This is a genomic window from Mangrovibacterium sp. (genome assembly GCF_041596335.1).
Taxonomy (GTDB): Bacteria; Bacteroidota; Bacteroidia; order Bacteroidales; family Prolixibacteraceae; genus Mangrovibacterium.
In genome coordinates, this window is sequence record NZ_JBFHIT010000004.1 from 57,503 (window position 1) to 70,773 (window position 13,271).

Consider the following 13,271-nt stretch of genomic DNA (forward strand, 5'->3'; position numbering starts at 1 on the left):
AAACAATATAATGTATAAGAGTAGTCGAACTGCAGCTTGTTTAATGCTTGGGTTAACTAGTTCAATATCCGGTTTTTCAGAGCAAAAAGTGGAGCCCAAACAACGACCGAACATTATTTTCTTGCTAACCGATGATCAGCGATGGGATGGAATGGGGGCAATGGGAAACCCAATCATTCAAACCCCCAACATGGATGCGTTAGCCACACAGGGAATTCTGTTTCAGAACGCTTATGTTACAACTTCCATTTGTTGCGTTAGCCGTGCCAGTGTACTAACCGGGCTATATGAGTCAGGTCACGGGGTGCACGATTTCAACACGGATTTAAAGCCAGACGTGTATCAGAAATCTTATCCGCACCTGCTGAAAGAGGCTGGATACAAAATTGGGTTCATCGGAAAATATGGTGTTGGGCATCACCCGCCATTTCATGAATTTGATTTTGTATTCGATACCGAAGAGGGCGGAAAAGCGCAACCTGATTACATTACAATCGGTAAAAACGGAAAAGAAATTCACGATACCGACACGATTGGGGAATCCATTCTAAGCTTTGTCGATAAGTTTGCCGATCAAGGTCCGTTTTGCCTTTCGGTTAGCTTTAAAGCTCCACACGAGCAGGATGGCAATCCTCCCAAATATGTCATTCAACCCGAATACCAACATTATTATCAGGATGTAACCATTCCAACGCCAGTGACTGCCGACCCCATTTATTGGGAAAAGTTGCCTGATGTTCTCCGGACAGAAGCAAATTTTGGAAGAGAACGATGGAAAGGATTGTTTGGAACGCCTGAGTTGTATCAGGAAAATGTGAAAAACTACTACCGCCTGATTACTGGTGTGGATGATGTTGTTGGAAAACTGAGAGACAAATTGGAAAGCCTGGGTGTTGCTGACAATACCATCATCATTCTGATGGGCGATAACGGCATGTTTTTAGGAGAACATGGTATGGAGGGGAAATGGTATGGTTACGAAGAGTCGGTTCGGGTACCACTTTTCATTTACGCTCCCGGTTTGCCCGATAAAATTAAGCAGTACCGTGCTCCGCAAATGGCTTTGAACATTGATATCGCTCCAACCATTCTTTCATTGGCCGGAGTTGAAGTGCCCGAAGGCATGCATGGCATGAACCTAATTGATGTTGTGGAAAATAAAACTCCGGAGAGAACCGATTTCTTTTACCAACACTACTTCCTTGGTGGTCCACAAATACCTATGGTTGAAGGTGTTGTTGGTAAAGATTTTAAATACATGAATTACATTGAAGTGGATTCTGAGGAATTGTTCGATACCAAACACGACCAACACGAAATTGAAAACCTGGCCGCTGACCCGGCTTATAAAAATAAACTGGAGGAGTTGAAAAAGAGATATCAAGAGTTAAAAGCGAAATATTCTGTTTCAGCAGAGGAACGAGCAAAGATTAATAAAGCGTTTTAGGATTGTAAATTGATGTACCCATGAAAAAACGAATAAGTATAATATTGGCTGTGTTGCTTTTTGTAGCATGCCAGCAAAAGCGAACCGATGGTGTTTCAGAAAACGCTGAGGCAACCTATCAAAACCCCAATGCAAGTATTGACGATCGGGTAGATGACCTGCTATCAAAAATGACCTTGGAAGAAAAGGCCATGCAACTAAATGCAGCTTCTATCCGAAAATCGGCCGCTGTTGAAGAAGGGGTAGAGCCCATTGAAAAATCGATTGAAGAACAAATAAAAAACGGAATCGGTTTCATTGAAAATACATTCGACCAGCGCTTACCCGAACAAAGTGTTGCAATGGTCAACAGCCTTCAGAAATACCTAAAAGAAAACACCCGTCTTGGGATACCTGCAATTATCGGAACAGAATGTTTACATGGTCATGCCGGGCGTAATTCTACGGTTTTTCCAACACCACTTGCCATGGCATCGAGTTGGAATCCGAAACTTGTAAATGAAGTATTTGATGTCATTGGCCGCGAAGCCAGAGCCAGAGGTGGGCATGAAGCGCATACACCGGTTCTTGATATTGGCAGAGACCCACGCTGGGGGCGGATTGAAGAAACCTATGGCGAGGATACCTATCTGACCACTCAAATGGCGCTTTCAATTATTTCGGGTTTACAAGGAGGTATGTCAGGGAATCCGGGCATGACTCATATCATTTCTTCCCCAAAGCATTTTGCCGGCTACGGCCAAGTTGAAGGTGGAAGAAATTTTGCCGCGACACCTATTGATACCAAAGTATTGCATGACGATATTTTACCGCCTTTTAAAGCAGTTGTTGAACAAGCGAATGCGTTGGGGATGATGGCATCTCATTGCGAAGTTGGCGGCGTGGCCGCCCATGGAAATAAATGGCTGTTAACGGATTTGTTAAGAGATACCTGGGGCTTTAAAGGCATTGTTGTGTCAGACTATAACGACATAAAACGGCTGGAGGAATTTCACCACATGGCGGCAACACCGCAAGAGGCGGCAATGCTCGGATTATTAGCAGGGATGGATATTGACCTGCCTTCTTCTTCGGCTTTTCAATACCTGAAAGAGGTTGTAGAGCAAAATCCGGAACTTGAAAAGCAATTGGACGAAAGCGTAAAACGGATATTACGCTTGAAGTTTATGCTGGGCTTATTTGAAAATCCATATACCGAAACCGAAGGTCTTGCTTCTTTTATCGGAAACGAAAAACACGTTGAACTGGCCGAAAAAATGGCAACAGAATCAATCGTTTTATTGAAAAACGCAGACAACCTTCTTCCTTTAAACAGCAAAAAAATTAAGAACATTGCTGTTATCGGGCCAAATGCTGCATCGGATGAAATGGGGACTTATACCATAAAAAATGACCATGTTGTGAATATCCTGAAAGGAATAACAAACTACGTGGGAACATCGGTTAAAGTGAACTATGCAGAAGGATGCAAAATTGCAAAGTTTGATAATGTAAACGGGCAAGATGCCATCATTGAATATACCGAAGCCGAAGAACGGGAATCGATACAGAAAGCAATAGATGTCGTTAAGAAATCGGATGTTGCCATTGTATGTGTCGGCGGAAACCTGACGACAAGCAGGGAAGCATTTTACCGACCGGGGGTTGCAGGCGACCGTTCAACCATCGATTTGTTGAGCAACCAGAAAAAACTGGTAATGGATGCCATTAAAACCGGCAAACCAGTGGTTGTTGTGTTAATGGGCGGCAGACCTTATGCGATACCTGAGATTGCAGAAAAGGCAAATGCAATAGTAAATACCTTTTATCTTGGACAAACAAACGGCGATGCGTTGGCTAAAGTAATCTTTGGAGACGTTAATCCGTCGGGTAAATTAACGATCAGCTTTTTGCATTCCTCTGGCCAGATCCCCTATTATTATTCGATGAAAGCAAACTCGTTCTACAAAGGATATTGGGAAACACCACCAACTCCTGTTTATGCATTCGGGCATGGATTATCGTACACTTCGTTTGAATACACCGACTTAAATATTGATAAAGAGGCTTTTAATGTCGATGAAGATGTTACGTTTTCACTAAAAGTGAAAAATACAGGAGAGAGGGACGGAGCAGAAGTTGTACAAATTTATTTCCGGGATAAAGTTGCTTCGGTTACCCGCCCGGCAAAATTATTGGTACGATTTGAAAAGGTATGGTTAAAAGCAGGAGAAGAAAAAACACTTGAATTTTCTCTTGTTCCGGAAACCGATTTGTCGTTTACCGGAGTGGATTTAAAAAGGATTGTAGAGCCCGGTGAATTCAACCTGATGGCAGGAAGTGCATCAGATAATATTCGGCTTGAAAAAATATTCAGTATAAAATAACACTCGGCCAATTACCATGAGCTTATGATAGGGTTCGTGGTAATTGGTTGATGTTTTTTTAAAATAACACTCTGTATCAAGGATACCGGGTTACGCTAAAACTGAATATTAATGTCGCATATAGATCAAACAGAACAGAACAGATAAGAATTAATGATCAATAATGAAAACGAAAATGACCAAAAGAAATAGGAATGTGTTGAGATGGCCAATCGTACTGACACTTTTATCCGTACTGATAATGCTATCATGTCGGAACCAAAACCAAATGATAAGTGAAGCGCCTGCAGGTAACCGGGCGAAGTATAATTTCAATCTCGATTGGAAATTTACTAAATCCAACCAGGAAAAAGCAGATGCCATCGCTTTTGACGATGCAGATTGGAACACCATCAGTTGCCCGCATACGTTTAATGACGAAGATACTTTTGACGATTATAGTTTAGGCCATCACGATGGTGAAAGCAACCAATGGCGTGGTACGGTATGGTATCGCAAACATTTTAAGCTTCCTGAAACCGAAAAGGGGAAAAAGGTTTATATCGAATTTGAAGGAGTTCGTCAAATTGCCGATGTCTACATTAATGGTGAATACCTCGGAAAAAACCAAACTGGCTTTATTCCATTTGGTTACGACCTGACTCCATACCTTAACTTCGACGGAGATAATGTGATTGCCGTAAAAGTGAACAATGACCGGGGAGATGATTTCAGAGACAATTTCCCTTTGGTTTGGAACCACGAACACTGGCATCCTATCCATGGCGGTATTTACCGGAATGTATTTCTGCATACCATGGATCCGCTTCACATTACATTGCCCTTGTATGATAATTTAAAGACGGTTGGTACCTATGTGTACGCTGAGAATATCAGCAAGGAGAATGCGGATGTGTATGTAGAGGCCGAAATATTTAACGAATATGATGCAGATAAAGATATTTCGGTAGAGGCACTTATATACGATAATCAAGGGAATTTAGTCTCTACTGCAAGCTCTTCGACCGAATTAAAAGCAGGTCAAAAACAAATCGTTACCGCAAAAGCCACAGTTGAAAATCCTCAGTTATGGTACACTCGCTACCCTTATATGTACAAGGTACTTACTGTTGTAAAAGAAGGCGAAACTGTTGTTGATACTTATGAGTCTCCACTGGGGATTCGCACCTTCGAATTTAATAAGGACTCTGGCTTTTACAATAACGGCGAGTATGCCAAATTGCACGGCTGGGGACAAAAACCAACTAACAGCTGGGCAGGTTTGGGAACGGCATTACCAGACTGGTTGCGCGATTTCACTTATCAGTTGATGGATGAAGCCGGAGGTAACTTTATTCGATGGGGACATTGTGCCGGCTCACCGGCTGAGATCGCGATGGGTGATAAATATGGTTTTGTAACCTTAATGCCGGGCGTTGCCGGAGAATCGGAAGATGAAGGAGAGACCTGGGATATTCGTATTGCTGCTTTCCGCGATATGGTGGTGTATTATCGCAATCACCCTTCTATTTTCATTTGGGAAGGTGGTAACTGGGCCGAGTCGGCTCCGCATTACGAGCAAATTCTTGATGTGATCAATACCTACGACTCAAAAGGTAAACGATTGATGGGGAACCGACGGGCCGATTTGGCCGACCATTCCGTTAATTATGTCAGCATTGAAATTGGCACCGAAGGATGGGAAGGTGAATTTACGAACCTGCCAATCGTTGAAAGCGAATATTGCAGGGATGAATCACCTCGCCGTTCATGGGATGAGTATTCTCCGGACGACAATTTCTTTAGCCATCCCAATTTCAAGCTTAATACCTACAAGCTGACATCTGAGGACTTCGCTGTAAGGCAAGCCGATCACTGGTGGAATAAAATGGGTAAGAAACCTTATCACAGTGGCGGCGCTAACTGGGTGTTTTCAGATGGCCCTCATGGAGGTCGCTGCCCGACCGAAGTAACGCGTGCCAGTGGTGAAGTTGATGGCGTTCGCTTACCAAAAGAAGCTTTTTATGCTCTAAAATCGATGTGGCGCCCCGAACCTCAGGTGCACATTGTTGGACACTGGAATTACACAGAAGACACAAAAAAGACGATGTATGTCGTTTCCAACTGCGCTGCAGTTAAGTTATATGTCAACAATGAGTTGATCGGCATCGACACGATCCCCGATAATGGGTATGTTTTCGAATTCCCCGACGTTCAGTGGAAATCAGGAGAGATAAAAGCTGAAGCATTTATTGCCGATGAATTACGGGTTGCACAAGCCAAGAAGACCATTGGTGAGCCGGTAGCCATAAAACTAAGCCCGATCACAGGGCCAAAAGGATGGCTGGCTGATGGATCGGATATCGTTTTGCTCGACGTTGAGGTAGTGGATAAAGACGGACAACGCTGCCCGTTGGATAAAGGACGAATTGATTTTACGGTATCCGGTGCGGCTATCTGGCGCGGTGGTTACAACAGCGGATTGGAGAATTCGACAAATAATTTGTATCTAAATACCGAATGTGGGATCAACCGTGTCGCATTGCGTTCGTTGTTGCAAGCCGGAACGGTAACGGTTACCGCTACGCGTGAAGGATTAAAACCGGCAACGATCGAATTGACTTCGCTGAAGGTCGATTTTGCCGATGGTCTGTCAACCGAAATGCCACAGGTGTTTGAGGTATTGGCAACCGAAGAACCGATGCCTGTTCATACGCCATTCATTCCACCATTTACTCCGGGTGAAAATATTAAGAGTAAGCTATTTACGAAGTTTAGCTACACCGGCGATTCTCCGGCCATGTTGCGGACAAACGCGATGTGGGGAAAGAAAGCATATACCGATTTGCCCTATAATTATACCACAATTCCCCGATATCTAAACGGTTCGGAATATGTCCGTATGCCAAACTCCGATAATCGATATTGGGCGCGCGACCAGTTGCAATTTGTGGCAGGAGCAGACATGACCATTTATGTCGGACACGACGACCGGGTGGCACGTCCCAAGTTCCTGAAAGAGAATTATACCGATACCGGAGATGATTTCAAGTTGGGTGACGTCACCATGTCGTTGTTTAAACGCGAAGCAAAAGCCGGTGAAAGCATCATCATGGCCGGGAATTGCGATGGAAATGCACCCGAAGATTGCCGCATGTATGTGGTGTTGGCAAAAGAAAAAAACGGAGGCAACGAAAACTAACCGCGATAAAGAAACCATTTAGCGAATCAAATTTTTAGCTTATGAATAGTATAATCAAATTTTTTCTGCTGTTGTTAGCTTGCAACTTAGCGAATAATGTTTCGGCTAAATTGCAAGTGGCAAATCCGGTTTGCGAATACCGGACGAACCCGGTAGGGATCGATGTTAAAAGCCCCCGGCTAAGCTGGAAAATGGTTTCCGATCAGCAAAATGTGTTGCAGGAAGCGTACGAGATTCGGGTAGCTCAATCACCCACGGATCTGGCCAGTCAAAAGCGATTGCACTGGACATCAGGCAAAGTTAATTCCGCTCAATCGGTCAATGTTGAATATGACGGGCCAGTGCTAAAGTCGATGGAACGCCTCTGGTGGCAGGTCCGCATTTGGGACAACAAGGGCAAGGTAAGTTCGTGGAGCGAACCTGCTTACTGGGAAACAGGCATACTTAGTACCGATGAGTGGAAAGCTTCGTGGATTACGATGAAAGAAGAAGTTTCGGAAAAATCATTGCCCGCGCAATACTATCGAAACGAATTCAACTGCTCGAAAAAGGTGGAATCAGCACGGGTTTATGTGACTTCGCTTGGCTTGTACCAGTTGTTTATTAATGGCGAAAAAGTGGGCGATCAGCTTTTCACCCCGGGTTATACCAGCTACAAGAAACGGGTGCAGTATCAGGCCTACGATGTGACTTCCATGTTGCAAAAGGACAATGCAATTGGCGCCATGGTGGGCGATGGATGGTATCGCGGCTATATTGGCTGGGATGGCGACAAAGCTTATTATGGTGATAAACTTGCCTTGCTGGTGCAATTGCAAGTTACTTATGCCGATGGCACAAGTGAACTGATTGTATCCGATAAAAACTGGAAAGCATCGTACGGTGCAATTTTGGAATCTGACATCTACAATGGTGAAAAATACGATGCCCGCAAAGAAATGTCAGGCTGGGCCAATACCGGCTTCGATGCTGGTAGCTGGGATGAAGTTGCTATTTTGAATCATCCGAAAGATATTCTGGTTGCTTCAAACGGTTTGCCGGTTAAAGCCATTGAAGAAATCACGCCGATCGAGATTATCACTACTCCTAAAGGCGAATTGGTACTCGATTTAGGGCAGAATATGGTTGGATATGTGCGCATGAAAGTGAATGGAAAAAGTGGCGACAAAGTAAAACTTCAGTTTGCCGAAGTACTGGATAAAGATGGTAATTTTTATACAACAAACCTGCGAACAGCTGATGCTACCAATATTTATACCTTGAAAGGAGAGGGCGAAGAAGTTTACGAGCCTTATTTTACTTTTCACGGATTTCGGTATGTAAAACTTGAAGGTTATCCGGGAGAGGTCACAAAAGATAAAATTACCGGTATTGTCATTCATTCCGATATGAAGCCTACCGGTACCTTCACTTGTTCCGATTCATTGATTAATCAATTGCAAAGCAACATTCAATGGGGACAACGCGATAATTTCCTGGATATTCCAACCGATTGCCCCCAACGCGATGAGCGGGTAGGTTGGACTGGTGATACGCAAGTTTTCAGCATGACCGCGGCCTTTAATTTTGGTGTGGCTCCTTTTTATACCAAATGGCTACGAGATTTGGCTGCAGATCAGCGGCCAAACGGTCAGGTTCCGAATGTCATTCCTGATATGTGGAATAACAAACTGGGCGGCTGTGCCGGCTGGGCCGATGCTGCGCTTATTGTGCCCTGGACCGTGTATCGTGCTTATGGTGATAAGCGAATTTTGGAAGAACAGTACGAAAGCATGAAAGGCTGGGTGGAATACGTAAAAGAGCATGCCGGCGATGATTACCTTTGGAACGAAAAACGTCACCAGTGGGGCGACTGGCTTTCTTTTCACTCTGACAATTCCGGCTATCCGGGCGCTTATACAGAAACGGATTTTATTGCAACAGCCTATTATTATTACTCGACTTCCTTGCTGGCCAAAGTCGCTCGTATTTTAGGAAATGAAGCCGATGCCACAAAATATGAGGGGTTGGCTCCAAAGATCAGGGAAGCCTTTATCAAGGAATTTGTAACGGAAAACGGTCGCTTGGTTTCGCACACGCAAACAGCTTACGCTATGGCTATTTCGTTCGATCTTATTCCGGAGCATTTGCGTGAAAATGCGATCAACTACTTTGTCGATGATGTGAAAAAGTTCGGTCATCTTACAACAGGCTTTTTAGGAACTCCCTTGCTGTGCAGCACCTTGTCTGCAATTGGACGCGATGATCTGGCTTTCATGCTTCTGAACCGTAAAGAATTCCCGGGCTGGTTATATCCGGTTACGATGGGGGCAACTACGATCTGGGAACGCTGGGATACCATGAAACCGGATGGATCGATCATCGAAGGGATGAACAGCTTTAATCATTACTCCTACGGTGCAATCGGAGAGTGGTTATACACTTATGTGGCCGGATTAAGTATTGATGTTGAAAATCCCGGTTATAAGCACATCTTGTTCCATCCGCATCCTGGCGGAGGGCTAACCAATGCAAAGGTTGAATTTGAATCCATGTATGGAGTCGTGAAATCGGCTTGGGAAACCCAAGGTGATAAATTTATTTATGAAGTAACAATTCCTGCTAATTCAACTGGAACCGTAACGCTGCCCAATGCCGCAGGCAAGCAAGTATTGCTTAATTCAGACATCCTCAGTAACGAAATCAAGCAAGGTATAAGCGAGTCTGGTTCAAATTTGGCAATCAAACTAGGTTCCGGTAACTATCTGTTCGAGTACTAAGTGTTAAAATCGATCAAAATAAAATTAACGATGAAAAAGCTAATTCTATTCTTCTTTGCCGGGTTGATTTTTACGAACGCCGCAATATCACAAGGCAGAATAAATCCTCCTGCAGGTCGTATTGCAGTTGTTGCCGATGGAAACTCACCCGACCCGGACGACCTGGGAGGAACGGCCGTTTCAATAGCCTTGCTACGTGCATCGGGTATGGAAAGTCGGTTGGTTCATTATTCTCATTCTTGCGATTTGGTTCGGGTGAACCGAATTTCGGAAGCAGCTGAAAAAGAACGGCATGCCATGATGCAAACAACTTGCGATGGTACAGCAAGACGCTGGGGCGGTTTCGAGGGGTTAACTTTTTACGACGCCAAATGGCAATTGGATGAAACGATTAAAGATTTGGCAAAAGCCATCAACGCGTCAACAGCTGATGATCCGCTGTGGATTGTTGAGGCTGGAGAACCCGATTTGATAGGTTTTGCGCTGGATGCAACGCCAAAAGAAAAGCACCGGTTTGTAAAAGTGATCACACATCACCCGGCAAACGACGATGCCGGCGACTTTTACAAATGGCAGCAAATTCTGGATTTTGGTATCGAAGAGGTTCGCATTCCGGATCAGAATATAAATTTAAAAGTGTCTGAAGACCAGTGGAACTGGGCTATGAATCATGCTGATGACCGGATAAAGTTCATCTGGTTGATGGGAAAAATGGCCGAAGTGGACGATGTGGTTAAATTCCAGAAAGGTTATTGGGATTGTTCCGATGCCGGTATGGTGCTTTATTGGTTAACAGGTGCAAATGTTAGTGGTGGTTTAGAGCAAGGATCCGTTGAGGAGGTGAAGACTTTTCTGCTGGACTACATTGATAAGAATTAAATAAGGCATCCCGGATGAGAAACGACTTAAAATATGCATTTGCTTTATTGCTTTTTTTGGTGACAACCATTCATAGCCGGGGCCAAATCACTTTGTAAGCTAGGTATACCAATAAGGCTAACGCCAAAGGTATTATACCTTACCATCTTGATTTCCATAAAAGCATAGTAATCATGTTGTCATGGCAACTGCAAAAAGTAAACTTCAAATTAAGCAATACTTGAACTCATGTTACTGAAAAAGCAAACATTTATTGGGTTGATTTTACTATTAACAACCTTATTTTCAAGCGTAAGCTATGCTGGTAATTCCGATTGGGGCAATGCCCAATGGATTTGGCAGCAAGAAGTGGGGCCGGCAAATACCTGGTTGGCCTTTCGCAATACATTCGATCTTAGTCAGGTACCTGCGGCGGCTTTGGCCAAAATAGCAGTAGATACCAAATATTGGTTATGGATAAATGGTGAGATGGTTTTGTTTGAAGGAGGTTTGGCACGTGGTGCAGCTCCAAATACCAATTACTACGATCCGGTGAATATTGCACCCTACCTGAAACAAGGCGAAAATACCATCGCTATTTTGGTTTGGTACTGGGGAAACACGCACAAAACCCACGAAGATAGTGGAAAGGGAGGGCTTTATGTATCGTCAGATGAAGTACCCGAAATCAACACAAACTCAAGCTGGAAAATGAAAGCTCATCCTGCTTACGATCCCAAGAGTGGAGGAAATGCCAGTCCAAACCGTGTGCAAGCCTTTAAGGTACGCTTCGACGGGCGTAAAGCGATGGGTGACTGGACCGAAAATGCTTGGTACACAAACGGTTTTGACGATAGTGAATGGGATTATCCGGTGGCAAAAGGTGCTGCAAACAGTATGCCCTGGGGTAAATTGGTTGCGCGTGCTATTCCTCAATGGAATGATCGGGGATTGGCTGATTATGAATCCCTTTACCATGACTTTGGCTCCGAAAAGCTTAACCTTAAACTTCCTTTTATAAATAATACAGATTCGGTCATTGTAATTCAGGCAAAGCTTCCTTTCAACAAACAGGTCACTCCTTATTTAAAAGTGAAAAGTGAAGAAGGGAAAACGATTGTTGTGGATACCGACAATCCATTTAATCTGTTGACATCTACCTATATTACCAAAGATGGTATTCAGGAATTCGAAGGATATACCTGGTTCAACGGACATATCATTGAATATCAAATACCAGCCGGAGTGGAGATTCTTGAACTAAAATACCGTTGGACTGGGGTAGGCGAAATGACCGGAACTTTTGAATGTAGCGACCAATATTTTACCCGCTTGTGGTGGATGGCGCGCAATACCCTTTACATATGCGCCCGTGACGGCTATATGGATTGTCCGGACAGGGAACGAGGTTTGTGGATTGGCGATGTAGCCGATCAAACAGGAGCCATTTTCTATACTTTGGATGAGGCGGGACGCCGATTGCTGAAAAAAGGAATTGATAATACCATTGCCTATCGCAATGGTGATACTATCCAGGGATTAGCTCCCGGATTTGGAGCGTATCGGGGAAAGAGTAGTGAGTTGACAGGTCAAAGCCTGCAATTTATCGATCAGGTGGTATGGCAATACTATTTCAATACTGGTGACAAGGAAACACTCGCCAATGCCTATCCTTCTATTTTAAATTATTTAAAACTTTGGGAAATGCAGCCCAACGGTTTGCCTCAACATCGTAAGGGGTATGCCAATTGGGTTGATTGGGGCGAGGATTCGGATCCAACTCCAACAAACGTTGTCTTGTACTACATGGCGCTTAAGGCAACTAAAAACATGGCGCTCGCTTTAAATGAAAAGGAAGATGTGGCCTGGTACGATAATCGGATTGCAAGTATTGAAGCGAATTTTGACAAAGAATATTGGCAAGACACACGTTATGGGTCTAAAGATAAGCCAGTTGAAGAACGCGTGAGTGCACTGGCTATAATTAGTGGCCTGGCAAAAAAGGAACACTACGAAATTTTAGTGGACAGCGTATTGTTGCCTGTGCAAAAAGCCAGTCCGCACATGGAATGGATGGCCGAAGAAGCCATCATGCTTACCGGACAATACGATAAAGGGTTGTTGAGGATGAAGCAACGTTATGCATCGCAGGTTAACAATACCGATCTCACCACTTTGTACGAAAAATTCGACGATAAAAAACCCGGAACTCCCAATCATGCCTGGAATGCTCCTAACTATGTGCTATCACGCTATATAGCTGGTGTAAAAGCTACCGATGTGGCATGGGCAACCTTTGAAGTAAAACCAAATTTGGCTCATCTAACTTCGGTAAAACAAATTGTCCCCTCGGTTAAAGGTGATATTACAATTGAGATAAGCAAATCTGAAGATAGCTATACGCTTGATTTAATCTCTCCGGCTCAAACAATTGCAACCGTTTACCTTCCTAAAAATGATAAAGTGATCGTAAATGGCAAGTTAGTGTGGGAGAAAGGAAAATTTAAGAACGCAATAAGTCAGATTAAATTACAACAGTCAGGCGAAGAGTTTATCAGTTTTGAAGTTGAACCAGGTGTGTGGACGCTTGAGTCCATAAGCAATTAGCTCAACTTTAATAAATACAGGTTGGTGCAATTCGAGACAATGTGTGTTTGGGT

6 protein-coding genes are annotated in these 13,271 nt (G+C 43.8%); all 6 read left to right on the forward strand.

What is annotated here, in order from left to right:
- Positions 1 to 10 precede the first annotated feature (10 nt).
- The 6 genes from ABZD21_RS02755 to ABZD21_RS02780 all read left to right on the forward strand — a co-directional run bounded on the left by ABZD21_RS02755 (position 11) and on the right by ABZD21_RS02780 (position 13,218).
- Complete coding sequence (locus ABZD21_RS02755; protein WP_372772733.1) at positions 11 to 1,447, forward strand: sulfatase; 1,437 nt, start codon at positions 11 to 13, stop codon at positions 1,445 to 1,447.
- A 20-nt stretch (positions 1,448 to 1,467) separates the two neighbouring features.
- Positions 1,468 to 3,813 (forward strand): glycoside hydrolase family 3 N-terminal domain-containing protein, encoded by a 2,346-nt coding sequence (locus ABZD21_RS02760; RefSeq protein WP_372772734.1) that lies wholly within the window; start codon positions 1,468 to 1,470, stop codon positions 3,811 to 3,813.
- 268 nt (positions 3,814 to 4,081) lie between these two features.
- Positions 4,082 to 6,994: a sugar-binding domain-containing protein gene (locus tag ABZD21_RS02765; protein ID WP_372772736.1), complete on the forward strand. Its 2,913-nt coding sequence runs from the start codon at positions 4,082 to 4,084 to the stop codon at positions 6,992 to 6,994.
- Between the two features lie 41 nt (positions 6,995 to 7,035).
- Complete coding sequence (locus ABZD21_RS02770; RefSeq protein WP_372772738.1) at positions 7,036 to 9,753, forward strand: glycoside hydrolase family 78 protein; 2,718 nt, start codon at positions 7,036 to 7,038, stop codon at positions 9,751 to 9,753.
- A 30-nt stretch (positions 9,754 to 9,783) separates the two neighbouring features.
- Positions 9,784 to 10,632 carry a hypothetical protein gene (locus ABZD21_RS02775; protein WP_372772739.1) on the forward strand — a complete coding sequence of 283 codons (849 nt, stop codon included), beginning with the start codon at positions 9,784 to 9,786 and terminating at the stop codon, positions 10,630 to 10,632.
- 228 nt (positions 10,633 to 10,860) lie between these two features.
- Positions 10,861 to 13,218 (forward strand): alpha-L-rhamnosidase C-terminal domain-containing protein, encoded by a 2,358-nt coding sequence (locus ABZD21_RS02780; RefSeq protein WP_372772741.1) that lies wholly within the window; start codon positions 10,861 to 10,863, stop codon positions 13,216 to 13,218.
- The last annotated feature ends 53 nt before the right edge of the window (positions 13,219 to 13,271 follow it).